Raw genomic sequence first — 25,488 nt, forward strand, 5'->3', positions numbered from 1 at the left:
CCCAGGGGCCACTTCGGTTCAGGGCGGACGCTACTTTCCGCCGGTCTTCTGCCCCCACACCATCAACACCACGATGACGAAGACGACGATGAGCCCGATCACGCGGTCCCGGGACATGCCCAGCCCGACCTTCTTGGCGACGCGGCTGACGATGAACGCCACCAGGATCGCCAACAGGGCGAGCGTTACGACCCCACTCACGCTTCTCTCCTCCGGTCCGACCCGCGTCAAGCGTAACCCGGTGGAAGCCGCCCTTGCATGACGCCGCTCATCCGCGGGTACGGCGAGGAACGTCACTTAAGGTGACGCAGTGACTACCGACAGGGGGCACGTCAATGCAGCGTCATCCGTACCTGCTCGCGCTTTCGGCGGCGGCCGTCATCGCCGCGGTGGGCACGGCGTGCGGCACCGGCGGCGCCCAGCCGACGGTGACCGTCTCGCCGACCACCTCGCCGACGGGTGAGGGCCGACTGTCCCAGCAGGACCGGAGCTGGCTGACCGAGATCCACCAGGTCAACCTCGCGGAGGTCGAGCTCGGGAACCTGGCCGAGAAGAAGGGCGCCACGTCGGCGGTCCGTTCCGTGGGCCGGAGACTGGCGAACGACCACACCCACCTCGACGACAAGGTGACCAGTGTCGCCCGCCGGACCGGCGTCTCCCTCCCCGGGTCCGTCGCGCCCGCCGACGCCGAGGTGGCGAAGCGGCTGAAGGAGGAATCGGGGAAGGCCTTCGACCAGGACTACCTCGCCACGATGGCGAGCGGGCACGAGAAGGCCATCGCCGACACCAAGACGCAGATCTCCCAGGGGTCGTCGCAACAGGTCATCGCCCTCGCCAAGCAGGCGCTGCCCCACCTGCGCGAGCACCTGGCGATGGTGCGCAAGGCCCAGTCCTCCGGCTGACGGTCCGCCGGCCGGGCCGGTCACCGGTTCGCGTCGGCGGGGCCGGTCACCGGTTCGCGTCGGCGGGGCCGGTCACCGGTTCGCGTCGGCGGGGGCGGACTCGCCGAGCAGGTCCTCCACTGCGGTGAGGAGCCGGTCGATCGGGATGCACAGGGCCTCGTCGACCGCCCGTCCCTGCGGGCTCATCGTCCGCTCCGTTCGGACGAGGAGCAGGGCGGCGGCGATCAGCTGGATGTCGTTGCCCAGTGAGGTGATGAAGGTGGCGGGGATCAGCAGGCGCTGAGCCCGCGCGTCGTCGGGGGTCACGGCGTCCTCGGTCGGTACGGTCGGCGGCCGCTCCGATCACGACCCCGCCCGGCTGACACCTCCTGTCAGGATTCGGCGACCTGGACGTACTCGCCGTCCCTGCGGGTCGGCCGCCGTCGCCTCAGCGGCAGTGATCCTCGTCGCAGGCGTCCGACTCGGCGGCGGACGCCGCCCGGGCCGCCGTCTCGGTGAGCAGCCGCCGGGGGCCGGGGCCCTGCTCGCCCAGCTTGTCGAACGGGTTCGACAGGCGGCACCGGCTCAGCGACAGGCAGCCGCAGCCGATGCAGTCGGTCAGGTCGTCGCGCAGCCGTTGGAGCTGTTCGATGCGGGCCGTGAGCTCGCTCTGCCAGGAGGCGGACAACGCGGCCCAGTCCTTCCGGGTCGGCGTCCGCTCGTCCGGAAGCCGGGCCAGGGCGTCGCGGATCTGGTTCAGCGGGATGCCGACGCGCTGGGAGACCCGGATGAACGCCACCCGCCGCAGCACATCGCGGGTGTACCGGCGCTGGTTGCCCGCGGTGCGGCGACTGCGGATCAGGCCCTTGGCCTCATAGAACCGCAGCGCGGAGACGGCGACCCCGCTCCGCTCCGCGACCTGGCCCACGGTGAGCTCGCAAGCGTCCCATCGGGGATGTTCCATGCGCGCCACTCTAGAACCTCGACAATGGTTCAGGTGTAGGGCCGAGCCGGGCTCCGCACACGTGGACGTCGCCGCGCCCGGCGTCGAACCGATGGCCGCCGCACTCGCCGAGATCCGGCAAGGGATGAACGAGGCGGCGGTGGCCGGTCACGGCCTGAGCGGAACGCTCGGGGAACCGGCCGTCCGACCGGCGACACGCGGCATCCGCCGGGGCCGGTGGCCGCGGTGACCGAGCGTTCGGTACGCGCTCATGTCGGGGAGAGTGGGCTCGGTCATATGGACGGATGAACCAGGCGAGGTAACCTCGTACTGACCGAATGTTGTTCGGTTCTTGTTGGGACGGAACCCGGGAAATACTTGGAGGCGTCGTGGCCGAGGCGTACATCGTCGGAGCGGTCCGTACCCCCGTAGGCACCAAGAAGGGCGCCCTCGCGGCCGTGCACCCGGCCGACCTGGGCGCGCACGTTCTCAAGGAGCTCGTCGAGCGCACGGGCGTCGACCCCGAGGCGGTCGATGACGTGATCATGGGCTGCGTCATGCAGGTCGGCCCGCAGTCGCTCGACATCGCCCGTACCGCCTGGCTGTCCGCGGGCCTGCCCGAGCGGGTCCCCGGCGTTACCATCGACCGGCAGTGCGGGTCGTCGCAGCAGGCGATCCACTTCGCCGCCCAGGGCGTCCTGTCCGGCACCCAGGACCTCGTCGTGGCCTCCGGCGTGGAGAACATGGGCATGGTCCCCATGGGCTCCAGCGTCGCCATGGCGCTGGAGAAGGGCATGCCCTTCCCGTACGGCGAGGGGTGGTCCGCGCGGTACGGCGACCAGGAGATCTCGCAGTTCCGCGGCGCGCAGCTGATGTGCGAGAAGTGGGGTTTCAAGCGGGGTGACCTGGAGGCGTTCGCGCTGGAGAGCCACCGCCGCGCCGTCAACGCGATCGAATCAGGCCACTTCGACCGGGAGACCGCGCCGATCGCCGGCGTGACCAAGGACGAGGGCGCCCGTCCGGACACCTCGCTGGAGAAGATGGCCGGCCTGCAGCCGCTGCGCGAGGGCTGGGAGCTCACCGCCGCGGTCGCCTCCCAGATCTCGGTCGGCGCCGGCGCGCTCCTCATCGCCTCCGAGGAGGCCGTGCGGGAGCACAACCTGACGCCTCGCGCCCGCATCCACACGCTCGTCGTCGAGGGCTCCGACCCGGTGTACATGCTGACCGGGCCGATCCCCGCCACCGAGAAGGCCCTGCGGCGGGGTGGGCTGTCGATCGACGACATCGACGTGTTCGAGGTCAACGAGGCGTTCGCGCCGGTCCCGCTGGCGTGGGCGCGCGAGACGGGCGCCTCGCTGGAGAAGACCAACCCGAACGGCGGCGCCATCGCGCTCGGCCACCCGCTGGGCGCCACCGGCAGCATCCTGATGACCAAGCTCCTGCACGAGCTGGAGCGCACCGGCGGCCGTTACGGCCTGCAGACGATGTGCGAGGGCGGCGGCCAGGCCAACGCCACCATCATCGAGCGCCTCTGACCGAGGACCGCGGGCGGCCATCGAACGAACGGGCGGGGTGCGTCCGCACCCCGCCCGGCGGCGATCAGAGGCGTCCGGCCTCCCGCAGTACACGGATCCAGGACGCTCGCGTCGTCCGGAGCACCGTCTTGGCGGACACTCGGACGAGGCGGATCTTCCGCTCGTCGTCACCGGGCCCGGTCCTTTGCCGGTGACCCTCACCGTCCGTCCGTGAGGCCGGGGCGCACGAAGAAACCGACGCGCCCCGCCCTTCGTGCGTAAAGAAGCCCACAACCTGGGCGTGTACGGGGCATCCGAGCGGTGTGCCGTGCCCCACGATGGCTCGCGTCATGGTCCTCACTGAAGAAGAACACCGGCCGCTGTACTCCGTCGGGCAGGCCGCCGAGATGCTCGAGACGCGCCGCCGGTTCCTGCACCGCCTCGACCGGTACGGCGTCGTTCAACCCCGGCGCACGCCGGGCGGCCACCGGCGCTACTCGGCGTACGAGATCGGCCGGATCCGCCGCGTCATCGAACTGGCCGACGAAGGCGTCACACTGGTCGGCATCCGCCACATCATGGGATTGGAGAAACGCGTCCGGGAGCTGGAGGCCCAGCTCGACGCCGCCTGGGACCGCGTCTTCCAGGTGGAGAAGCGCCCGGTGATCCCGCGGATGCGCCGCGAGCGGATCCCGCCGCTCTGACGGCCCACCGGCGGAGACCCGACCTCGACGGTTCACCCGGAGCGATCTCGCCGGTTCACCCGGAGGACGCGGCGGGAACTCGGCCTCGACGGCTCAGCCGGCGGGACGCGGGGGCCCGGTCTCGGCGGCTCAGCCGGCGGACCAGGGGCGGACCTCGATGTCGCCGAGCCGGGCGAGGTCCGCGCGGTCCTCCTCGGCGAGGACGCGGATCAGGTCCTCGGCCTCGGCCGACGTGACGTGGCGGCCGCGCGAGCTCTGCGTCGCGACGTCCGGGCTCTCCAGCCAGAGCCGTGGCCCGTCCTCCCAGATCATCTGCACGATGGCGCCGGACCGGCCCTCGAACGTCGCGAAGTTGCCCTTCCGCGGCGGCAGGTCGAGCAGCACCTGACGGGCCGCGGCGAGCGGCATCGGAACCGCGTCGTCCTCCCCACGCCCTCGCGCGTAGTCGCGGTAGGTCACCTTGAGCGGGCCGGCGTCCTCCGGCTCGGGACCGCCGGGCCAGGCGGCGAGCCGCCCGAAGCGCCGCCGCCGCCACGTCAGGGGCACCGCGATCCGCCGGCCGGAATCGCCGTTCCAGTCCGGCGCGAGGCCGTGGCGGCGCAGCACGGCGACGGTCTCCTCACCGATCCGGACGGTCGCGGCCTCGTCCCCGCCGAAGGCGCCGTACGACAGGTACACCCCGTGGCCGTCGACGGCGGCCTGGACGTCCTGGTGGTGGCAGAAGACGTAGCCGCGGGGCTCGGCGCCCTCCGGCGCCTCTCCGCCGATCTCGGCGGTGCCGCAGCTCTGGCAGCACGTGAAGTTCTCGCGGGCGATGACCCCGGCCGTCTCCAGCTCCCGGAACGCCCGGATCAGCCGGTCGGATTCGAGGACGTCCGGCCAGGTCTCCTGGTCGGACCGGTAGGCGGCGAACTCCTCCGCCGCGATCTCGGTGGCCGCCGCGCGCACCGTGTCGGCCTCCGCGACCCCGTGGAGGTACTCGACGCACTCCTCGATGATCGCGTCGAAGTCGAGATCCCCGATGGCGAGGGCCTCGCGGATGGTGTTCCGGAGTTCGTCCTGGTCCGCTGTGTCGATCACGAGGGCGATCATCGCAGAGCGGGACGACATCTCCCGCGCTCAGGACCTCATGCGGTCGTAGTGCCGGCGGGCCTTGTTCCGGTTGCCGCAGCGCCGCATCGAGCACCACTGGCGGTTCCGGCCGGGGGAGCGGTCCACGAACCGTACGCCGCAGTCGGGCGCCGCGCAGACGCGGAGTAGGTCGTCGCCGGTCAGCAGGCCGATCGCGTCGACGGCGAGGCGGGCCGTCGCGGCCGCCGTCGACTCCTCGCGCGGCGCGGCGACGGGACGCCCGGCGTCGTCCAGGGCCAGCCGGGGGACCGGCGGCGCGACCGCGATGGCCGCGTTGACGACGTCGACCGCCTCCCGCGCGGTCCGGGGGAGCGCGTCGTCGGCCTCCGTCACGGCCCCCCGGCCGGCCGCGCTCACGTCCGGGAACGCGAGGAGGTCGATCGCCTCGCGCAGCCGCCGTACGGCCCGCAGGTCGGCGTCGTCCGGATCGCCGGGCAGGCCCGCCAACCGCAGCCAGGCGGCCAGGTCGGCGGGCGTGCGCAGGGTCTCGCGGCCGCCGAGCCTGCGGTCGCGGATCGTGTTGACCAGGTCGACGCTCGGCCGGCCGCCGTCCCAGAGCCATTCCCCCATAACCCCATCATATGGTTAGATCGGCTCTAACCGTATAAGGGGGTTAGAGATGGCGATCGCGACGGTCAACGGCATCCGCATGTACTACCGGCAGGCGGGCGACGGGCCCCTGCTCGTCCTGCTGCACGGCTGGCCGCAGACGGGGCACTGCTGGCGGCACCTCGCCGGGCCGCTCAGCGAGGCGTACACGGTCGTCGTTCCCGACCTGCGCGGCTACGGGCGCAGCGACCTGCCGAGGGACGGGCACGACAAGCGCACCCGCGCCGAGGACCTGCACCGGCTGATCCGCGCCCTCGGCCACGAGTCGGCCACGGTGATCGGCCACGACCGGGGCGCCCGGGTGGCGCACCGCTGGGCGCTCGACCATCCCGGCGACGTCGAGCGGCTCGTCCTCATGGACATCATCCCGACGCGCGAGATGTGGCGGCGGATGGACGCCGGCCTGGCCCGTGGCACCTGGCACTGGCTGTTCCACCTGCGGCCCGACCTGCCCGAACTGCTGGCCGGGGCGAACCCCGAGGCGTACCTGCGGTACCTCATCGACGACTGGGCGCACGTGCCGCTCCCGGAGGAGGACATCGCGGAGTACGTCCGGACGTTCTCCCGGCCGGGCGCGCTGCGGGCCGGGTTCGACGACTACCGCGCCGCCGACGAGGACGCCGAACACGACGAGGCCGACGCCGGCCGGCGGATCCCGATGCCGCTGCTGGCGCTGTGGGGCGAGCACAGCTTCCTGCAGACGATCGACACCGTGGCGGTCTGGCGCGACTACGCCGAGGACGTCACCGGCACGATGATCGAGGACTGCGGCCACTTCCTCGCCGAGGAACGCCCCGAGGCCGTCCTGGCGGAGCTCCGCGGGTTCCTGCCCGGGCTCTGACGCCCGCCGTGGCCACCTGCTCCACCCGCGACGGACCGCGAATCGATCAACGGCAGAGCTCCGTCACGGCAGCTCCTGCCGCGCTGCAGGTCCTCCAGGACGGCGCCCCCAGACCCGTACGCCCGGCAGGGCGGTCGGGGGCGCCCGGACGACTCAGCGCGGAGCGGAGTCCGTCCAGCCCATCTCGAGGAAGAGCTGCTCCGTGTAGACGGTGCCCGGCTTGATCCCCGCCGTCTCGGCACCCCGGCCCGCGACCAGCACGGTCTGGGTGCCCAGCACGCGGTAGGTGCCGGGCTGCAGCAGAAGCTGGGTGTCGAACATGCCACTCGAATCCGTGGCGCGTGCGGTGAGCGCGATCGCGGTCCGTCCCCGAAGGTCCGTCACCGACCCGGCGTTGCGGATGCCCGGCGTGTCCGCCAGGACGCGGAAGACGGCCGCGTTGAGCTTCGGCGAGCCGGGCTGGGCGAGGAAGTCACCGGCCTGGGTGAGGACGTTGCTCGGACCGCCCTTGCCCGAGGTGGTGAGCAGCCGCTGCCGCAGCGCCGCAGGGTCGTCGGCGAGCGCCTCCCGCTGGGCCTGGGTGAGCTGCTGCTGCGGGCAGCCCTGCGGGTGACCGGCGCACTGCTCGCGTACGCGGGCGACCAGCTTCTCGTAGCTCCTCTTCTGGGCGGGTGTCATCCGGACGAGATCCCACCGGTCCGGAGTGGCGGTCTGCTGGATGTACTGGCCGTTCGAGAGAACGCGCCAGGCCTTCGGCGACCCCGCCCGCCGCCAGGCCGCCCGGTCGGCCGCCGTCTGGGGGACCGCGCCGGCGAACCGGCTGCGGAAGACGTCGGAGTCCTCGGCGCTGCGCGCGGTCCACTGGTCGAGCTCGTGCCGGGCGCCGTCGATCACGTAGTCGCCCTTCGCGACGTGGTACGCCTGGCCGCTGATCACGTGAGTGTGCCAGTACCGTCCGACCGGCTCGCTCGCCGCCTTCTCCGCGGCCGCGAGGAGCACCTGCCGTGCGCTCATCGGCTTCGGCGGCGCCTGCTCCGGCGCGGGCGGCGGGCCGCCCGCGGTGACGGCGACCACGGCGGCCGCGGCGGCGGCCGCCAGGCCCAGCCCGGCGAGGCCGAGCCGGGGTGCCCGCCACCGCCGCCGGCGCGGCGGCTCGGTGTACAGCCGGCGCCGGCCCTCGGCGACGACGTCGGCGGACGGCGGCGCCTCCTGCAAGAGGCCGCGGATCATGCGTGCGTCATCCATCGTTGTCCTCCCCGAGTGCGGAGCGCACCTTCTTGCGGGCCCGGCTCAGCCGCGAGCCGACCGTTCCGTACGAGATGCCGAGCGCCTGGGCGATCTCCTCGTGCGAGAGTTCGGAGACCGCGCTGAGCAGCAGGACGTCGCGCTGACCGTGCGGCAGGGCGGCCAGCGCCGTGGCGAGGCGGGGCTGGAGGCCCTCGGCGCGCACCCAGTTGATCACCCGGTTCTCGTGGCTGTCGGTGATCTCCTCGCGGCCGACCTTGGCCAGGGCGCGGTACCGGCGCGTCTCCTGCCGCCGGTGCTGCGCGACGAGCCTCGTCGCGATGCCGAAGAGCCAGGGCCGTACGGCGCCCCGCTCCGGGTCGTAACCCCCGTGCTTGCGCAGGGCGATGACGAACGTGTCGGCGGCGATGTCGTCGGCCACGTCGCGGCCCAGCCGGCTCGCGACGTAGTTGTAGATCGACGGGAAGTGCTCGTCGTAGAGCGCGGCGAACGCGTCGGGTGAGCGTTCGGCGGGTTCGGCGACCCGCACGCCCTTCATGGTCGGTCGTCCATCGTGGGCACCTTCCGGTGAGCGAGATCTGTCACCGGTACTCCGACGAAGTCCCGAACGCTTTCCCGCCACATGATCGATCCCCGGTGGCCGCCGCATCGTACGCGCGGCGGCCGGCCGGGGATCTCGGCGGATGCCCTCAGGCGACGGGGTGGTGGACGTTCGTGCGCCGGCTCGGGCCGGGTTCGGGCTCGGCGATCCACGGGCCGGGGATCGACGGGTCCAGCACGCCCTCCTCCATCCACGTGTAGCGGCCGTCCATGACCTTGCGGGCCAGCCGGCCGTCGAGGGCGTCGGTGTTGTGCCACAGCCGGTCGAACAGCTCGCCGATCCGGACGCGCGCCTGGGCGCAGAACGCCTCCGCCAGCTCGTACGCCTCGGGCCGGTCGTCGGCCTTCGCGCGGACGCACACGGCGCTCATCGCGAACAGCTCGGCGCCGATGTCGACCATGCGGCCGAGGAAGCCCTGCCGGCGTTCGAGGCCGCCCTGCCAGCGTCCGGCGGCGTAGAACACCGAGCGGGCGAGCTTGCGGGAGGAGCGCTCGACGTAGCGCAGGTGCCGGGCCAGCGGGCCGAACTCGGCGTACGACCCAGGCCGCTGCCCCGCCCCGGCGAGGAGCGTGGGGAACCAGGTGGAGTAGAAGCCGCCGGCGCGGCCGACGGCCTTGGCCTTGGCCTTCAGGTCGGCGTCGGGGTCGATGATGTCGCCGGCCACCGACAGGTGGGTGTCGACCGCCTCACGGGCGATGAGGAGCCGCATGATCTCCGAGGAGCCCTCGAAGATGCGGTTGATGCGCAGGTCCCGCAGGAGCTGTTCGGCGGGGACGCCGCGCTCGCCGCGCGCGGCGAGGGACTCGGCGGTCTCGTACCCGCGCCCGCCGCGGATCTGCACGAGCTCGTCGGCCACCCGGCAGGCCATCTCCGAGGCGTACAGCTTGGCCAGCGCGGCCTCGATGCGGATGTCATTGCGCTCGTCGTCCGCGAGGGCGCTGGACAGGTCGACCATCGCCTCCAGCGCGTACGCCGTCGCGGCGATGAAGGAGATCTTGGCGGCGACGGCCTCGTGCTTCCCGACGGGAAGGCCCCACTGGACCCGCTCCTTCGACCACTCGCGAGCGATCATGGTGCTCCACTTGGCCGCCCCGGCGCACATGGCCGGGAGGGACAGGCGCCCGGTGTTCAGCGTGGTCAGCGCGATCTTCAGGCCCTGACCCTCCTTGCCGACGCGGTTGGCCGCGGGCACGCGGACCTGGTGGAAGCGGGTGACGCCGTTCTCGATGCCGCGCAGGCCCATGAAGGCGTTGCGGTTCTCGACGGTGATGCCCTCGCTGTTCGCCTCGACGACGAACGCCGTGATCCCGCCGCGGTGGCCCTCCGACTCGGGTACGCGGGCCATGACGACGAGCAGGTCGGCGATGACGCCGTTGGTGGTCCAGAGCTTGACGCCGTCGATGACGTACTCGTCGCCGTCCGGGACGGCCGTGGTGCGCAGCCGGGCCGGGTCGGAGCCGACGTCGGGCTCGGTGAGCAGGAACGCGCTGATCTCGTTGCCGCAGCGGGGCAGGAACGTCCGCTTCTGCCGGTCGGTTCCGAACAGCTTGATCGGCTGCGGTACGCCGATGGACTGGTGGGCGGACAGCAGCGCGCCCAGCGCGGAGTGGACCGACCCGGCGAGCATGAGCGCCTTGTTGTAGTAGACCTGGCTCAGGCCGAGGCCGCCGTACTCCTCGGGGATCTTCATGCCGAAGGCGCCCAGGGCCTTCAGGCCCTTGATCACGTCGTCCGGGATGCGGGCCTCGCGCTCGATGGTCCGGGGGTCCACCTTGGTCTCGCAGAACTCCCGGAGCCGGGCCAGGAACTCCTCTCCCTTGCCCTGGGCCTCCTCATCCGCCCGTGGATGGGGGTGGATGAGGTCGAGCCGGAAGTCGCCGAGGAAGAGCTGCTTGCCGAAGCTGGGCAGACGCCACGCGGTCTCGCGGGCCTCTTCGGCGACGCGGCGGGCGGTGCGTTCGTCCACGTGCGCCATGAGGAATCACCTCCGTAGGAAGTTACTCCCTGGTTCTACCCGCCAGTAGGCCCGGTATGCGGGGGGTTGTCCGCAGCCCCCGGGACCGGTGCCAGCCGCGGCAGCTCCACCCGTACGACCGTGCCGGCCCCCGGCGCCGAGCGCAGCGCGGCATGCCCGCCGTGCGCCGCCGCGATCGCCGCGACGATCGCCAGGCCCAGCCCGCTGCCGTCGCTGCCCCGCGCGTGGTGGAACCGGTCGAACGCGCGCGCGGCCTCCTCCGCCGCCATCCCCGGCCCCTCGTCGGCGACCTCCAGGACGACCGTCGTGTCGGTCGGCGCCAGCCGTACGGTCGCCGGCGTGCGCGGCGGCGTGTGCGCGCGCACATTGGCCAGCAGGTTCGCCAGGACCTGCCGGATCCGGGCCTCATCGGCCACGGTGACCAGCGAGTCCGGCGCGTCGAGGGTGATCGGCCGGTCCGGCTCGACGACCGCCGCGTCCGCCACCGCGTCCCGCGCCGGCACGGCCAGGTCGACCGGCGCCGTGGCCAGCGCCGACCCCTTGTCCAGGCGCGCCAGCTCCAGCAGCTCGTCGACGAGGCGTCCCATCCGCGCGGCCTCCCCGGAGATCCGCCGCATCGCCTCCTCGGCGCTGACCGCGCCCTGCTCGTACAGGTCGGAGTAGCCGCGAATGGTCGTCAGCGGCGTGCGCAGCTCGTGCGACGCCTCCGCGGCGAACTCCCGTACCTTCGCCTCCGACCGCAGCCGCGCGAGGAACGCCTGCTCGATCCGGCCCAGCATGACGTTGACCGCCCCGGCCAGCCGGCCGACCTCCGACGGCGACTCCTCCATCCGGGCGCTCAGGTCGCCGCCGCTCGCGATGCCGTGCGCCGTGGCCGCCATCCGCGACAACGGCGCCAGTCCGCGCCGGACCAGGCCCCGGCCGAGCAGGGCCACCAGGCCGAGCAGGACCACCCCCGTGGCCGCCTCGACGACGAGGAGGCCCGCGAGGGCCGCGTGCACCTCGGTGAGCGGATCGACGACGACGGTGAGGTTCCCGCGCGCGTTGACGCGGGCGATCGCGCGCATCCCCCCGAAGCCGAACGGCCTGCCCCGCCGCCCCTCGGCGAACAGAGGGCCGGGGCCGAGCCGTACGGCGCGGTCGAGCGCGCGCGCCGGGTCGGGCCCGCCGGCGGCCGCGCGGACCCGGCCGTCTCGCGTCGCCGTGAGGACGATGTACCGGCCGGGGGCCACCGTGTCGGCGGCGTGCGCGGGGGCGGGCCGCCGGCGGACGTCCTCGAGCTGATTGTCGGCCCGGTGCAGCAGGTAACCGCGCAGCACGACCGCGCTGACCAGGCCCATCAGCGTCAGCCCCACCGCGGTCACGGCGAGCAGCCCGGTGACGAGCCGGGTGTTGAGCGATCTCATGCCCGCGGCCTCATGCCGGCGATCTCATGTCTGCGGCCTCATACCGTCGGCCGCAGGGCGTAGCCGACGCCGCGCTGGGTGTGGATCAGATCCGAGCCGAGCTTGCGGCGCAGGTAGCTCACGTAGGTCTCGACGACCGGGGAGCCCGCCGAATGGTCCCAGCCCCAGACGTTCTCCAGCAACTGCGCGCGGCTGAGCACCCGGCCCGGGTTGCGCATGAAGTAGGTCAGCAGCCGGAACTCCGTCGGCGACAGCTCGATCTCGGCACCGGCCCGGCGCACCGTCCAGTGGGCGACGTCGACCTCCAGGTCGGCGACGCGCAGCACCTCGTCGGCCGAGGAGGACGCGGCCGGCGGCCGGGCGCGCCGCAGTACCGCCCGCACGCGGGCGACCAGGGCGTCCACCGCGAACGGCTTCGTCACGTAGTCGTCCCCGCCCAGGGCCAGCCCGGTCACCGTGTCCGACGAGGTGTCCCGGGCGGTGAGGAAGATGACCGGCGTCTCGTCGCCGGCACCGCGCAGGCGGCGGCACACCTCGAAGCCGTCCAGGTCGGGCAGCATGACGTCGAGCACGATCAGCGTCGGCCGGTCCTCGCGCACCCGGCGCAGCGCCTCGTCTCCCGTCGCCGCCGTAACGACGGCGAACCCGTGGAAGCGCAGGGCGACTTCCACCAGATCACGGATGTTGGGCTCGTCGTCGACGACGAGCACTCGGGGATCGTCCATCGGCTCCATCATCGCGCCATGCCCGTCCCCGCACGGCCCACGGCCGTGCCCGCGGCCCGGGGCAGCAGCCATCCTCGTCCGGGGAGTGCCCACGGCCGTGCCGGGCCGCGCCTGCGGCTCGGGGGCAGCAGCCATCCTCGTCCTGGGGGTGCCCACGGCCGTGCCGGGCCACGCCTGCGGTCCGGGGGCAGCCGTTCCCGGCTCGGCGGACGGCCCCGGGCCGGGCGGGCGCGCGCCGCCGTTCCGGCCCGGGGCGCCGGTTCAGCCGTGCGAGGGGGTCGGCGAGGTCGTCGCCTTCGCCGGGACCTTCTTCGGCACGACCACCCGATTCGCCGTACGGGCGCCGCTCGCGTCCCGGCCGAGGATGACGACGAAGTCGCCCGAGGCCAGCTTCGACACGGCGGACTTGGCGCCGTCCTTGCGGACCTTCGTCGTGCCGTCGGTCTTCCACTGCCAGATCGTGCCGTCGACGCTGCGGACGCTGAGCGTTCCGCCGCTCGTCGCGGTCAGCGTGCCCCGCTGCCAGTCGACCTGCGCGAAACCCTTCTTCGTGCGGACCGTGGCCTGACCGTGGATCCCGCGAACGGCGCGGACGCGACGTGCGCGCTGCCCCGGATGCTGCTTCGCCGCCTTGGCGGTGGTGCTCGGCGACGAACCGGCCGACGCCGGAACCGCCAGGTAAACACCGGTGCCGACGACTCCGACGGCCAGCGCGGACACACCGCCCAGAATCTTCTTGTTCAACTCGGCCTCCTTCCAGGTTGCCGTTATCCAGTCAAAAGGAAGACCTTGAAGAACCTGGGGGAGGATTCTGGGAAATCCGTGGGAAGTGGCCAGGAACGGTCCAAGAGTGAGAGATTGAGCGAATCGCTTGACCGAGAGGTCAAGGCGGGGTTCGCTGTCCGTGATGAAAGAGACACGGAGGCCGACTCTCATCGTCTCGGTGCAGCGCGCGCTGCATCTCATGGAGGCGGTGGCGTCGCATCCCGGCGGCGCGCCCGCCAAACAGCTCGCCCGTCAGGTCGGACTGCCGCTGGCCACGACGTACCACCTGCTGCGCACCCTCGTCCACGAGGGATATCTGGTGCGCACGGCGGAGGGGGTCTACCTCCTCGGTGACCGGGTGGACCCCCTCCAGGACGACCGGCGCGCCCAGGACCGCGTCGCCCGCATCCGCGTGGAGCTGCGGACCCTCCGCGACGAGCTCGGGGTGGCGGCGTACTTCAGCCTGTACGAGGATGGTGAGATCCGCGTCGTCGAGGTCGCGGACGGTCCCCGGACGCCCCGGGTCGACCTGTCGGTGGGCCTCAGCCAGACCGCGCACGCCACCGCGATCGGCAAGTGCGTCCTGGCCCAGCTCCCGCCGCTCGCCCGTCGTGACCACCTGTCCCGGCACCCGCTGATCGGCCTGACGCCCCACACCATCACCCACCGGGGCGAGCTCGAACGCCGGCTCGACTCGCCACTCGCGCTGGACCGCGAGGAGTACCTCCTGGGCACCGGATGCGCCGCGGTCCCCGTGACCGACGCGGCCGGGGAGACGGTCGGAGCCGTCGCGGTCTCCTGCAGCCCGGCGAAACTGGTGAAGGTGGAGGCGTTCGCGCCGCGCATCCGGGACGCCGCCGCACGGATCAATCTGGCACTCACCATCTGAAAACAGTCATCTTGCGGCTATCGCCCGTTATCGTGAACCTTTGTGCAATGAGGGCGGCGGCCCCCCATAGATTCCCGTCCCGGGTCATGGTCCGACCTCGATGTGCTCATGGCCACGGCTGTCGAAGGGTCACGGCCTTCCGGCCATCATGGCCCGGGGCGGGGTACCTCCTCGACCGGTTCACGGTGCTCGGATGAGTACCGGCTGTGGATAGACTTCTCACCCACCTGGGCCCGTCGTCGACATTCAGCGAGTGATCGCATGCCACCAGTGCAGAAGAATTCCATCGCACGTTCCCTGCTCGGCCTGCTCGGCAGCGGCCGGCCGGCACCGGAGACCTTCGACGGTGACCAACCGGCCGCCGGCGAAGGCCAGTTGGAGAACCACCTCGGCGGCGATGAGGCGAAGAACTACCGCCAGTACGAGTACGACACGGTGGCCCCCCACGTCGGCCGGTCGCTCCTGGAGGTCGGGTCCGGCCTGGGCCACTTCTCCGAGCAGTTCGCGGGCCGCCTCGACTACCTGGTCGTCAGCGACAACGACCCCTACTGCGTCGAGCAGCTGACCAAGCGCTACCAGGGCAACGACGACGTCGAGGTGCTCGACCTCGCGCTGCCCGCCGAGATCAAGATCAAGCGCAAGGTCGACACCGTCGTCATGATGAACGTGCTCGAGCACATCAAGGACGACGTCCAGGCGCTGAAGGACCTCGCCGCCGTGGTCGAGCCCGGCGGGCGCATCGTCATCTGGGTGCCGGGCTACATGCAGCTGTACGGCGACTTCGACCGCAAGGTCGGTCACGTGACCCGCTACACGCCGAAGACCCTGGCCGCGACCGTCAAGGGCGCCGGGCTCGGCATCGACGTGCTCAAGCCGATCAACTTCCTCGGCGGCATCGCCTGGTGGGCCGCGGTCCGCCGCGGCGGCGCCGGCTACCCCGACCCGAAGCTCGTCAAGATCTACGACCGGACGGTCGTGCCGACCACCCGCCTCATCGAGCGCGTCGTCCGCCCGCCCTTCGGCCAGACCGTCTTCTGCGTCGCCCGCGTCCCGGAGTAGTTCGCAGCGCCTACGCCCAGGATTCCGGTCATTCTGACGACCGGAATCCTGGGCGTAATTCTTTGAGTGGCGGAAGTACGAATATCTGTATCCGTTGAGCGCCCCGAACGGGTGATCTACGTCGCATGGGGCGCTGGTTGCCGCCCGCGTTGCCCCCTGCACAGTCACTAACGATTGCCGGGCAGTGTCTCGAAAGGTCTCTGCCCCGAGATGAAGGCCCGGGCCCAACGCCGCTAAAGCGGCGGTAGGAACCAAAAACCAGAGAAGGTGAAAGATGAGCGTGGAGAATAGGCGCAAGCGCTCTTTATCGCTTGTGCAGAGTCGATTGCGCGGTCGAGTGTTCGGATGGGGAATCAGCCCCCATTCGACGGCGTGACGGAAGGTGCTTGCCGCAACGGGCCTGTTCTTTGCTTCTGCGGTTCTCCAGCGCACCGGATGGTTTCAGCTACAGCCGTTCGTTGCGTCGCACTACCTGACGCCGCTTGAGGCGAGTTCGGTGTCCGGAGCGATCTCCTGTATCGCCTACTGGGTGACATCGATAGTGGGGTACAAGAAGCGCGATGACGGATCGCTCGCAACAGCGGAACCAGGGCCCGGGCTACGGGAATTCGCGCTTCCCGTGCTGGGGAGGTTCCTGCCGGGAATCGTCGGCTTCGACCGGCGGTACCGTTGGATCGGAACCGTCGCTTCGGTGACGCTTCCCCTCTTGCTCTCGGGTTACCTCTCCCAGGTGTATCTGGCACGGCTGCCGGCTGCGACCGGCAGCTCCATCACCGCATTGGGAGCGGTGGCGTACGGCGTCACCGTGCGATCGAGGACCAGCAGAACCAGCCTGACGCTGCCGCTGTTAGCGGTTCTGGGGGTCGTGGCGATGATTCCGTGGGGGCGCGGCTACGATTCGATCGGCTTGGTCGCTGCTGTCGGCGGAGCCTTGTGCTCTGCGGCTACCGTGCGAGCCGTACAACGGCTCAACGTGGCGGGGATCCTCGTCAAGGGAATGGGTATCTCCCAGCTGGTCGGGTTGGGCGTGAGCCTCCCGATGCTTCTAAAGATCGGCAGTCACTGGAATGGTGCGATCGTCATTCACGGTCTAGTTGCCGGATTGCTTGCCGTACTCGGGACCGTCCTATACAACACGGCCATCGGGGCCTTCGGGCTGTCCCGTGAGATGGAGGGTTTTCTGGGTGCTTTTGGGTCGTTGTTGAGTGGGGTGGTGGCGTTCTTCGTTCTCCATCAGACTCCTAGTGGCCTCAGCCTTGCGGGGATGCTGACCGTACTCTGCGCGTTACTGCTTCTCGCTCTCCAGGGCAGCAAAGAAGAGCAACAAAAAAATAACGAACCCGACTGAAGCGTCACCGATTGGTGACGCTCTCGATCGCGGTGAGGGAGGCCGTGTTCTCCCTCACCGCACCACCCCAAGACCCTCCGCGTACGAGGGTTGTGACAGCCCGGCGACTAGCCCCTTCAGCGGTCCCAGGGCTCCCACTCGTCGGTCGGAATGTCCAGTCCGAACGGTTCCCGGAGCGTGATCGTCTCCCCGAACTTCCAGGCGGTCAGCACCTCGTACGTCCCCGCGTGCACGTCCGGGCGGGCGTACAGCGTGATGCGGGGCGTCCGGGGGTCGCGGTCGACGAGCAGGTAGTACGGGATTCCCGTCGCGGCGTACCCGCCCCACTTCGTGGGCTTACGGCCCAACCGGCCCGGTTCTCGGTCGTTGGCGGCGTTCGATGGAGACGTGACCTCCACGGCCAGGTCGACCTGCGGCGGCAGGAGGTAACGCGCGCCGGTCTGCCGCGCCTCACGCGCGACGTCCGCGTCGATCACCAGGAGGTCGGGCACGTATCCGTCACCGAGCCGGATGAGATTCAGGTCGGTCGTCTGCACGCAGCGCCAGGTGAATCCCGGCCGAGTGGCGCGGACCTCCGCGAAGCGATCACTGATATCGCTGACGATCAGGTTGTGCGCCAACGTCGGTCCGGGCGACACGACGATCTCCCCTCCGATGACCTCGACCCTCGTGCCGTCGTCAGGGAGGTGCAGGAAGCCGGCCAGCTCGCCGCGCACCCACAGGTCGTATGGGGTGTCCGGGAGCGTGTAGTAATGGGCCACAGCGCTCACGTTGTGTGACTCCTCCCTCACGATCAGCTCCGGTCATCGTAGGGAATCCGCTTACTGTCCGTACGCAGAACCGTACATTCTCTGGCGCTTCTTGTCGGCGGGCGGCGCGAACCTGCCGTGAGGTAACGACGGCGCCGCCCAGATCGTCCTCGCCCTGGCGGACGGCGTCGGCAGGAGTACCGAATGCCCGGTGATTGCGACCGTCGGCCCGGGCGAATGTCGCATACGGCGGGCCGAACGGCCGGTTCACCGAGCGTTCTGCTCGGGCGGTGGCCGCCATCACCGTCCCGCTCAATCCGGTCGCCGGATTTCGGCGAGTTCGGCGGTCGTCAGTTCGATGCCGGGCGCGACGACGACCACGTGCACGGTCTTGCCGCGTTCGACATAGGTCACCCACCGGGCGGTGGCCAGGTGGTCGACGATGGACAGGCCGCGCCCGTTCTCGGCGAGTTGCCCGCCTTCGTCGCTGCCGGGCATGGGTCGGTGGTCGGGATCGGTGACGGCCAGGTGCGCCCATCGGGCGGTGACGGTCATCTCCACGCCGATCGGCCAGAGGTCGTCCGGCCAGGTGCGTAGTGCGCAGGCGGCGCGGATCGCGTTCGTGACGATCTCGCTGGCGATTAAGCCGATCTCGTAAGCGTCGAAGGGGTGGCCGAAGACGGCGGTCGAGGCGAACGAACGCGCCTTGGCGACGCATTCGGGTCGGGCGCGCAGTGCCAGCCACGACGGCCGGGGCGGCGCGATGGGGGATGCGGCGGCGACGGTCGCCGCCGGTTCGGGTGTCACAGGGCGATCACTCCCTGTAGTGAGCGCCGGGCGTAATGACTCGGCGCACGGGTTGCGTGTCGCCTCAGCATGGACCTGCCATTCAGATTCTTCAAGCTGAAGAATCTTTTCTGAACGCTATGGCGCTAATGTCTGGTTCCACGGCGCCCGTCCCGCTGTCCCCCTACGATCGACCTCATGTCTCGGACCAGCCCCACCCTGCGACGACGTGAATTGTCGAAGCGGTTGAAAGAGCTTCGCGAAGCGGCCGGCGTTACCGCGCCCGAGGCCGCCGAGGCGCTCGGCTGTTCGATCGACAAGATCCACTGGATCGAACGGGGCGAATGGAACCGGCCGCGCTGGCGAGATGTCCGGGATCTGCTTGATCGGTACCGCGTCACCGACGAACGGCTCCGCGAGTACCTCATGCAGCTCGCCCGTGAGGGCGGCCAGAAGGATTGGTGGCATCCGTACCGGAAGATGCTGTCCGAGGCCTACTCGACGTACATCGCCTTCGAAGGTGACGCCGATGAGCTGCTGACCTTCGAACTCGCCGTCATCCCCGGCCTCCTCCAGACCGAGGACTACGCACGCGCCCTCATCAGAAAGGGCCCGGCAGAGCTCGACGATGCCGATATCGAGAAGCGTGTGCAGATCCGGACCGAGCGCCAGCGGATCCTCGTAGGCGATGATCCGGCCAGGCTGTTCGCCGTGATCGACGAGGCGGCGCTGCGCCGTACGGTGGGTGGACCGGACGTCATGCGCGCTCAGTTGCAGCATCTGATCAAGATGGCCGCCCAGCCGAACGTCACCCTGCAGGTGATCCCCTTCAGTGTCGGACCGCATCCCGGAACCGGCGGCCGGTTCACGATCATCAGCTTCCCGGAAGAAGGCTCCGACGCCGTCTACATCGAAACGATCGCTGGAGAGCTTCTGATCGAGAGCGAGGGTGTCGGCAGCTATCGCCGTGCCTTCCGCCGCCTGAACGCCGAGGCTCTGTCGTCCGAGGATACGATCGCGCTGATTGGCCGAATGGTCGATTCATGACCCCCATCGATGGGAGACGTGCACTTATGACCCAGCGTGAGCTTTCTGCCCTGGACTGGCGCAAGTCCCGGCGCTCGGATCAGCAGGGCGCATGTGTGGAAGTCGCCGTCGTCGACAGCTGAATTCGCCCGATGAGGAGGCCCCCGGTCGGTGACCGGGGGTTTTCCTGTTATTCGGTGAGGCGGAGGCGGTGGGCGGCGGCTGCGGCGGCACCTCGGGTGGGGACGTTCAGTTTGGCGAGGATGTTGGAGACGTGGACGCTGGCGGTCTTGGCGGAGATGAACAGCTCCTCGGCGATCTCCCGGTTGCTGCGTCCCTCCGCGAGGAGGCGCAGCACCTCCTGTTCGCGGGGCGTGAGGCCGAGCGGTGCCTGACCGGCCGTTCCGCCGTCCAGCCGGAGCCGGGCGCGCCGGGCGACCTGGTCGATGTCCGCGCGCAGCGGCCTCGCCTTCAGGCGGTCGGCGAGGTCCGCCGCGCGGCACAGGAGGATCGACGCCTCGTCGCGGTCCCCTTCGGCGACGGCGGCCTCGGCGGCCCGCAGGAGCGCCTCCGCCAACGGGTACGGCCGGCCGAGCGCGTCCCACGCGGCCACGGCGGCCGTCCACGCCGCCCGGTCGAGCACGCCGGCGGCCCGCGCGGCCTCGGCCTCGAAGGTCGTGCGCTGGGCGGCCGTCACCGGGCCGTGCCCCGGCGTCGCCGCGGCGAGCTCGCGCAGCCGGGCGGCGAGCGTGTCGGCGGGGTGCAGGGCGCAGGCGCGAATGCCCGCGAGAAGGATCGGCCAGCCGTGCCGCGGGTCCCCGGTCGGCTCGTGCTCGGTGACGGCGCGTTCGGCGGCCGCGACCGCGCCCGGGCCGTCGCCCTCGGCGAGGCGCCACTCGATCAGCAGACCGGCCAGCGGAAGGACCTGCTGCGGGTACGGATCGCCGACCGCGCACAATGCGGTCAGCTCGGTGACGATCGGGGCGACCACCTCGCGGTCCCCACGGGCGATGGCGATGCGCGCGCGGCTCAGCAGCAGTTGCCCGCGCAGGCCCGGGACGGGGGACAGCTCCTCGGCCCGCTCCAGTGTCTCGATCGCGTCGTCCCAGCGGCCGAGCGACACCTGCGACTCGGCCAGGTTGCCGGCCGCGAAGACACCCTGGGTACGGGCCCGGCCGAGGGATTCGGCCGTCGTGAGGGCCTGCTGCGCCGCCGCCACCGCGTCCTCGGACCGGCCCTGGGCCTGCAGGGCGTCGGAGACGTTGACCAGTGACCGGAGCCGCGCGTCATCGTCTCCGACGCGTTCGGCACGGGCGGTCGCCTTCCGCAGAGTGTCCGTTGCCTCGGCGAACCGGCCCTGATGGGCTTCGGCGATGGCCAGGTTGTTCAGGGCGTCTGCCGCGGCGCAGTCGTCGGCGAACCGCTCGGCGAGCTGCAGTGTCTCCTCGACGACCGGCCGGGCCTCGTCGTCCCGGCCCAGCAGCATGAGGATCCTGCCCAGGGGGGCGAGGACCGAGGCTCGGGCCGGCGAGGGCTCGGGGACCAGGCGCTCGGCGCGCCACAGGTCGTCCAGGCTGCCGGCGTGTCCCCGGTCCTGCTTGAGCCGCGCCCGGCGCAGCAGGATGAGCGCGACCTGCTCCGGGTCGCGTTCCTCGTCGACCTCGGCGAGGGCCGCGCGGACGAACGCCAGGCCACGGTCGGGTTCGCCGCTCGCGTCGGCCGCCTGGGCGGCCTTCCGGAGCACGCCGACGTGGTCGACGCCCGTCCGCTCCGCCGCGTCGGGCACCCGCTCCCACAGCTCCAGGACGCGTTCGAGCATCTGCAACTGCTCGGCGTAGGCGAACGCGGCCTCGGACTCGCGGGACGCCTGCCAGGCCGCCCGCAGGGCGCGTTCGGGGTCGTGCGCGTTCGCCCAGTGCATCGCGATCTCGACGGTGGGCCGGTCCCCGACGCTCCGCGCCGGGTCCGCCTCCAGCGCCTCCGCGAACCGCTGGTGGGCGCGGGAGTGCTCCCCGGGGAGCAGCTCGTCGTGCAGGGCCTCCCAGATCAGCGCGTGCCGGAAGGCGTACGCCCGCTCGTCGGCCACCAGGACGTTGCCGTCGACGGCCGGTCGCAGCAGCGATGACAGCGCCCCGTCGTCCAGCCCGGTGACCGCGGCGAGCAGCGCGTGCCCGAACCGTACCCCCGCCGTGGAGGCCAGCCGGAGCAGGTCCTGCGTCTCCTCGGGCAGCCGGTCGACGCCGACGAGGACGAGGTCCCGTACGGACTCGGACATGCCGCAGTCGGGGGAGTCGGCGGTCGCCTCGACGAGCAGGGGGATGCCGGCGCTGCGCTCGTACACCGCGTCGACGACCCCGGCTTCGGGCTCGCGGCCGAGGATGCCGGCGAGCTGCCCGGCGGTCTCCGTACGGGTCAGGCGGGGCAGGTCCAGCCGGACCACGCCCTCGATGCGCTCGAGTTCCGCGATCACCGGGCGCATGGGGTGGGAGCGGTGCAGCTCGTCCGAGCGGAAGGTGATGACGAGGAGTACGGCGGTGTGCCGGAGGTTGCGCAGCAGGAAGGTGAGCAGGTCGCGCGTTGACCGGTCGGCCCAGTGGGCGTCCTCGACGATGAGGACGAGGGGGCGGCGGTCGGCCAGCCGTTCCAGCAGCACCAGCATCTGCTCGAACAGGCGGACCCGTGCGTTGTCGGGGTCCGGGTCGGCGGCCGGCTCGCCGAACTCCGGGAGCAGGCGGGCCAGGTCGCGGGCGCCGTCGCGGGGCATGAGCGCGGCGATCTCCGCCGCGCCCGCCTCTCGTACGAGCTGGCGGAGCGCGGCGGTGAACGGGGCGTACGGGAAGCCGACGGTGCTGAGCTGCAGGCACGCGCCGCTGAGGATGAGGGCGTCGCGGCGTACCCGGTCGGCGAACTCGCCGACGAGGCGGGTCTTGCCGCCGCCCGCCTCACCGCCGATCAACACGGCTCCGGGAGTCCCGGCCTCGGCCCGCCGGAGGGCGTCGGTCAGAACGGCGATCTCCGGCTGCCGCCCGACGAAGGCGGGGCTGACCTCATGCGCGCGCACGCCGTCCAGAATGCCACGCATGTCCGAATCTCAGGCAGCCTTGAGGGTACGCGGCCGCGGCGTCCGGAGGGACAGCCGCCGGGCGCGGGGGAGACGCCGGACCCGGCGCTCCCGCGCCGCCTCGTACTGCCGGTCCCGCGAACGCTCGGTGCTGAGCGCGTACATGATGTCGGGGTGCATGGTGTCCTCCTGCGTGAGTCGCTGACACCATCCAGGTTCGTTCTAAGACGGGACCCGGCACATCGGGTGAACGTCCTATCCGGCCGCCCGCACCCGCCTATCCGGCGCAGACCCTTGTCCTAAGCCGTCCTAAGAGCCTCAGACGCTCAGACGATGCCCAGGCGGTGCGCGGCCGCGGCGGCCTCGCCGCGGCTCGCGACCTGCAGTTTCGCCAGGATGTTGGACACATGGACGCTCGCGGTCTTGGCGGAGATGAACAGCCGGCCGGCGATCTCGCGGTTGCTGCGGCCGTCCGCGACGAGCCGGAGGACCTCCAGCTCCCGTGGGGTGAGGCCGAGCACGGGGGCGTCGGTCCGGCCGCCCAGCGCGATCCTCGACCGCCGGGCCTGCGCCTCGATCCGCTCCCGCAGCGGCCGGGCGCCGAGGTCGTCGGCGATCTCGGCCGCCTGCCGGAGTCGCGCGGCGATGTCCTCCCGGCTGTCGCCGTCCTGCGGATCGCTCGCCTCGGCGGTCCGCAGCAGCGCGTACGCGAGGGGGTACGGCTCCTTGAGGGCTTCGAAGGCGTTCGCGGCGGCCTCCCACGCCGTCCGGTCGAGCACACCCTCGGCGCGGGCCGCCTGGGCTGCGAAGCGCAGCTTGTACGCCTGCTGGACGCAGCCTCCGTCGGGGGTCTTCTCGGCGGCCGCCCGGATCCGGGTCAGCAGGCCGGCGGCGCGCTCGCCGCCGGCCTCCGCGCATGCCCGCGCCGCCGAGCACAGCAGCGGCAGTCCGTAGCGGGCGCTGACCGACGGCCGCAGCTCCGTCAGGACGTACTCGACGGCGTCCAGGGCGCCGTCGAGGTCGCCCTGGGCCACCCGCAGGTCGATCCGGAGGCCTTCGGAGGGGAAGAGCTCCTGGGTACGCGAGAACGTGGGGGCGAGGACTGCGTCGAGGGTGGCGATGGCGCGGGCGGCGGCGTCGAGGTCGCCGCGCGCGACCGCGATGACGCCGATGATCTGGTGCAGCGAGGCGCGGGTGAGCGGTGGCGGAGAGAGCTCCAGCGCGTGCTCGACGACCTCCAGTGCCTCGTCCCAGCGGCCGAGCGACACCAGCGGCTCGGCCAGGTTGATGCTCAGGAACGCGCCGGAGGTGCGGGCCACGCCGTGCTTGCCGGCGAGCGCGACGCCGCGCCGTGCCACCTCGACGGCGCGCTCGTGCTCGCCCATCCCCTCGAGGACGTGCGACTCGTTCGTGGCGATGCGCAGCATCGCCGAGTCGTCCGCCCCGCCCCGCGCGTACACCGCCTCGGCCTTGGCCAGTTCGGCCAGGTGGCGTTCGCCGTCCGAGTCGGAGAAGTCGATGCCGGCGATCGTCGTCAGCGCGTGCGCCTCGACCGTGACGTCGCCGACCGCGCGGGCGGTGTTCAGGGCCTCGACGGCGAGCGCGCGTGCCTCCTCGGCACCGGTCGGCAGCAGGTAGAGCTGCTGGGCGAGGGTGGAGAGGACCCGCGCCCGCGCCCCACTGGGCGGGTCGGCGGGCACGAGCCGGGCCGCCTCCCGCAGGTCGTCCAGCGTCTTCGGATGGCCGAGGCGGATCTTGAGCCGGCCGCGCTGCTCCAGGACCCCGGCGGCCCGGATCGGGTCGTCGATCTCCTTCAGCGCCGCCTTCGCGAAGGCCACGCCGCGCTCGGTCTCCCCGGCGAGGTCGGAGGCGTCGATCGCCCGCTCCAGGACCGTGACGTGGTCGACGCCCAGCCGCTCGGCGGCGTCGGGCACCTTGTCCCACAGCTCGAGGACGCGGTCGAGCATGCGCAGGCACTCGGTGTACGCGGTGGCCTCCTTGGCGACCTGCGCCGCCTTCCACGCGCTGACCAGCGCCCAGGTGGCGTCGTGCGCGGAGTACCAGTGGTGGGCGAGCTCGGCGGCCGCGCGGCCCATCGGGACCAGCGAGGAATCCTTCTCCAGCGCCTCGGCGAAGCGGGTGTGCGTGCGCGTGTGCTCGCCGGGCAGCAGGTCGCCGTGGACGGCCTCGCGCATCAGGGCGTGCCGGAAGCCGTACGCCTCACCGTCGACGACCAGGACGTTCGCGGCGACGGCGGGCCGCAGCACCCGGGACAGCGCGCCGTCGTCCAGGCCGGTGACCGCGGCGAGCAGGGCGTGTTCGACGCGGTCGCCGCCGGCGCTGGCGACGCGCAGGACGTCCTGGGTCTCCTCCGGCAGCTTGCGCACGCTGCCGAGGATCAGGTCCCACAACGACTCGGGCAGCTCGCTGTTGATCTGGCCGTCGCAGCTCAGCAGGGCCTCGACGAACAGCGGGTTCCCCTCGCTCCGTTCGTAGACGGCGTCGAGGTTCGGCTGGTCGAGGTCCCGGCCGAGGATGCCGCGGACCTGCTCGGCCACGGCGCGGCGGGGGAGGCGGTCCAGGTCGAGCCGCCGGACCCAGTCGACCCGGCCGAGCTCGGCGAGCAGCGGGCGGAGCGGATGGTCGCGGTGCAGTTCGTCGGAGCGGTACGTCGCGATCACCAGCAGGCCGGCGGGGAGGTTGCGGATCAGGTAGCTGAGCAGGTCGCGGGTGGAACGTTCCGCCCAGTGCACGTCCTCGATGACCAGGACGGCCGGGTCCTTCTCGGTGAGCCGTTCGAACAGCAGCAGCACGTGGTCGAACAGCCGGATGCGCGCCTCCGCCGTGCCGCTCTCGGTGTCGGGCCGGCCGAACTCCGGGAGCAGCCGGGCCAGCCCCGCCGGCGTTCCGCCGGGCAGCAGCGCGGCGACGCCCTCGACACCGATCTCCCGGACCAGGCGACGCAGCATCGCGCTGAACGGAGCGAACGGCAGACCCTCCGCGCTGATCTGGAGGCAGCCGCCGCAGAGGGTCCGCACGCCGGGGTTGGCGTCCAGGAACTCCCTGATCAGCCGGCTCTTGCCCACGCCCGCCTCGCCGCCGACGAGCACGGCGCCGGGCGCCTCCCGCAGAGCCCTGTTCAGGAAGGCGAGCTCATCCCCTCTTCCGGCCAGGACGGCGCTGACCCCCTGCTGACTCTGCACTCCCCAAGAATGCCATCAGGGCAGGAC

Annotated in this window: 25 protein-coding genes; 9 read left to right on the forward strand and 16 right to left on the reverse strand. The window is 71.7% G+C overall.

Annotated elements, in window-relative coordinates; translation table 11 throughout:
- Positions 1–30: 30 nt before the first annotated feature.
- A complete protein-coding gene (locus AB0K82_RS08405; RefSeq protein ID WP_345355103.1) occupies positions 31–201 on the reverse strand; it encodes a hypothetical protein in 171 nt (56 codons plus the stop codon).
- A 134-nt stretch (positions 202–335) separates the two neighbouring features.
- On the opposite strand from AB0K82_RS08405, the gene AB0K82_RS08410 reads away from it, so the two are divergent.
- Positions 336–902, forward strand: a complete 567-nt coding sequence (locus AB0K82_RS08410) for a DUF4142 domain-containing protein (RefSeq protein ID WP_364394348.1) — start codon at positions 336–338, stop codon at positions 900–902.
- Positions 903–974: 72 nt separating this feature from the next.
- Here AB0K82_RS08410 and AB0K82_RS08415 read toward each other — a convergent pair whose 3' ends face one another.
- Entirely contained in the window at positions 975–1,208 is a 234-nt protein-coding gene (locus AB0K82_RS08415) for a hypothetical protein (protein ID WP_364394350.1), read from the reverse strand.
- Positions 1,209–1,329: 121 nt separating this feature from the next.
- On the reverse strand, positions 1,330–1,845 hold the full coding sequence (gene soxR, locus AB0K82_RS08420) for a redox-sensitive transcriptional activator SoxR (RefSeq protein ID WP_364394352.1): 516 nt from the start codon (positions 1,843–1,845) through the stop codon (positions 1,330–1,332).
- A 368-nt stretch (positions 1,846–2,213) separates the two neighbouring features.
- Between soxR and AB0K82_RS08425 the strand changes: the two genes are divergently transcribed.
- Complete coding sequence (locus AB0K82_RS08425) at positions 2,214–3,359, forward strand: acetyl-CoA C-acetyltransferase (RefSeq protein ID WP_364394354.1); 1,146 nt, start codon at positions 2,214–2,216, stop codon at positions 3,357–3,359.
- Between the two features lie 329 nt (positions 3,360–3,688).
- Positions 3,689–4,042 (forward strand): MerR family transcriptional regulator, encoded by a 354-nt coding sequence (locus AB0K82_RS08430; RefSeq protein WP_364394356.1) that lies wholly within the window; start codon positions 3,689–3,691, stop codon positions 4,040–4,042.
- Positions 4,043–4,171: 129 nt separating this feature from the next.
- Here the strand turns inward: AB0K82_RS08430 and AB0K82_RS08435 are convergent, their stop codons facing one another.
- Positions 4,172–5,122, reverse strand: coding sequence for a hypothetical protein (locus tag AB0K82_RS08435; protein WP_364394357.1), 951 nt, complete (start codon positions 5,120–5,122; stop codon positions 4,172–4,174).
- A 39-nt stretch (positions 5,123–5,161) separates the two neighbouring features.
- Positions 5,162–5,743: an ABATE domain-containing protein gene (locus AB0K82_RS08440; protein ID WP_364394359.1), complete on the reverse strand. Its 582-nt coding sequence runs from the start codon at positions 5,741–5,743 to the stop codon at positions 5,162–5,164.
- A gap of 49 nt (positions 5,744–5,792) precedes the next feature.
- Here AB0K82_RS08440 and AB0K82_RS08445 point away from each other — a divergent pair, with 49 nt between their 5' ends.
- Complete coding sequence (locus AB0K82_RS08445) at positions 5,793–6,623, forward strand: alpha/beta hydrolase (RefSeq protein ID WP_364394361.1); 831 nt, start codon at positions 5,793–5,795, stop codon at positions 6,621–6,623.
- A gap of 153 nt (positions 6,624–6,776) precedes the next feature.
- On the opposite strand, the gene AB0K82_RS08450 is transcribed toward AB0K82_RS08445, so the two are convergent.
- The 6 genes from AB0K82_RS08450 to AB0K82_RS08475 all read right to left on the reverse strand — a co-directional run bounded on the left by AB0K82_RS08450 (position 6,777) and on the right by AB0K82_RS08475 (position 13,319).
- Complete coding sequence (locus AB0K82_RS08450) at positions 6,777–7,868, reverse strand: CU044_5270 family protein (protein ID WP_364394363.1); 1,092 nt, start codon at positions 7,866–7,868, stop codon at positions 6,777–6,779.
- On the reverse strand, positions 7,861–8,406 hold the full coding sequence (locus tag AB0K82_RS08455; RefSeq protein WP_364394365.1) for an RNA polymerase sigma factor: 546 nt from the start codon (positions 8,404–8,406) through the stop codon (positions 7,861–7,863). Before AB0K82_RS08455 ends, AB0K82_RS08450 begins: the two co-directional genes overlap by 8 nt.
- Before the next feature lie 151 nt (positions 8,407–8,557).
- The gene (locus AB0K82_RS08460; protein ID WP_364394367.1) at positions 8,558–10,444 is read right to left on the reverse strand and encodes an acyl-CoA dehydrogenase family protein; all 1,887 of its coding nucleotides are present in this window, start codon (positions 10,442–10,444) and stop codon (positions 8,558–8,560) included.
- Positions 10,445–10,479: 35 nt separating this feature from the next.
- Positions 10,480–11,850 (reverse strand): HAMP domain-containing sensor histidine kinase, encoded by a 1,371-nt coding sequence (locus AB0K82_RS08465; RefSeq protein WP_364394369.1) that lies wholly within the window; start codon positions 11,848–11,850, stop codon positions 10,480–10,482.
- A gap of 38 nt (positions 11,851–11,888) precedes the next feature.
- Positions 11,889–12,575: a response regulator transcription factor gene (locus AB0K82_RS08470; RefSeq protein WP_364394371.1), complete on the reverse strand. Its 687-nt coding sequence runs from the start codon at positions 12,573–12,575 to the stop codon at positions 11,889–11,891.
- 261 nt (positions 12,576–12,836) lie between these two features.
- Entirely contained in the window at positions 12,837–13,319 is a 483-nt protein-coding gene (locus AB0K82_RS08475; RefSeq protein ID WP_364394373.1) for a hypothetical protein, read from the reverse strand.
- A 163-nt stretch (positions 13,320–13,482) separates the two neighbouring features.
- Between AB0K82_RS08475 and AB0K82_RS08480 the strand changes: the two genes are divergently transcribed.
- The 3 genes from AB0K82_RS08480 to AB0K82_RS08490 all read left to right on the forward strand — a co-directional run bounded on the left by AB0K82_RS08480 (position 13,483) and on the right by AB0K82_RS08490 (position 16,636).
- The gene (locus AB0K82_RS08480; RefSeq protein WP_364394375.1) at positions 13,483–14,229 is read left to right on the forward strand and encodes an IclR family transcriptional regulator; all 747 of its coding nucleotides are present in this window, start codon (positions 13,483–13,485) and stop codon (positions 14,227–14,229) included.
- A gap of 270 nt (positions 14,230–14,499) precedes the next feature.
- Complete coding sequence (locus AB0K82_RS08485) at positions 14,500–15,288, forward strand: class I SAM-dependent methyltransferase (RefSeq protein ID WP_364394376.1); 789 nt, start codon at positions 14,500–14,502, stop codon at positions 15,286–15,288.
- Positions 15,289–15,670: 382 nt separating this feature from the next.
- A complete protein-coding gene (locus AB0K82_RS08490; RefSeq protein ID WP_364394378.1) occupies positions 15,671–16,636 on the forward strand; it encodes a hypothetical protein in 966 nt (321 codons plus the stop codon).
- 116 nt (positions 16,637–16,752) lie between these two features.
- Here AB0K82_RS08490 and AB0K82_RS08495 read toward each other — a convergent pair whose 3' ends face one another.
- A complete protein-coding gene (locus AB0K82_RS08495) occupies positions 16,753–17,406 on the reverse strand; it encodes a Uma2 family endonuclease (RefSeq protein WP_364394380.1) in 654 nt (217 codons plus the stop codon).
- 291 nt (positions 17,407–17,697) lie between these two features.
- Positions 17,698–18,192 carry an ATP-binding protein gene (locus AB0K82_RS08500; protein WP_364394382.1) on the reverse strand — a complete coding sequence of 165 codons (495 nt, stop codon included), beginning with the start codon at positions 18,190–18,192 and terminating at the stop codon, positions 17,698–17,700.
- 177 nt (positions 18,193–18,369) lie between these two features.
- Between AB0K82_RS08500 and AB0K82_RS08505 the strand changes: the two genes are divergently transcribed.
- Together AB0K82_RS08505 and AB0K82_RS08510 are read left to right on the forward strand one after the other, a co-directional pair.
- The gene (locus AB0K82_RS08505) at positions 18,370–19,218 is read left to right on the forward strand and encodes a helix-turn-helix transcriptional regulator (protein ID WP_364394384.1); all 849 of its coding nucleotides are present in this window, start codon (positions 18,370–18,372) and stop codon (positions 19,216–19,218) included.
- Between the two features lie 26 nt (positions 19,219–19,244).
- Positions 19,245–19,340, forward strand: a complete 96-nt coding sequence (locus tag AB0K82_RS08510) for a DUF397 domain-containing protein (protein WP_364394647.1) — start codon at positions 19,245–19,247, stop codon at positions 19,338–19,340.
- 47 nt (positions 19,341–19,387) lie between these two features.
- On the opposite strand, the gene AB0K82_RS08515 is transcribed toward AB0K82_RS08510, so the two are convergent.
- The 3 genes from AB0K82_RS08515 to AB0K82_RS08525 all read right to left on the reverse strand — a co-directional run bounded on the left by AB0K82_RS08515 (position 19,388) and on the right by AB0K82_RS08525 (position 25,461).
- Positions 19,388–22,279, reverse strand: a complete 2,892-nt coding sequence (locus AB0K82_RS08515; RefSeq protein ID WP_364394386.1) for an AAA family ATPase — start codon at positions 22,277–22,279, stop codon at positions 19,388–19,390.
- 9 nt (positions 22,280–22,288) lie between these two features.
- Entirely contained in the window at positions 22,289–22,438 is a 150-nt protein-coding gene (locus tag AB0K82_RS08520; RefSeq protein ID WP_364394388.1) for a hypothetical protein, read from the reverse strand.
- A gap of 146 nt (positions 22,439–22,584) precedes the next feature.
- Positions 22,585–25,461 (reverse strand): AAA family ATPase, encoded by a 2,877-nt coding sequence (locus AB0K82_RS08525; RefSeq protein ID WP_364394390.1) that lies wholly within the window; start codon positions 25,459–25,461, stop codon positions 22,585–22,587.
- Between the last annotated feature and the right edge of the window lie 27 nt (positions 25,462–25,488).

Origin of the sequence: Actinoallomurus sp. NPDC052274, assembly GCF_040679475.1 — a bacterium.
GTDB lineage: Bacteria > Actinomycetota > Actinomycetes > Streptosporangiales > Streptosporangiaceae > Actinoallomurus > Actinoallomurus liliacearum.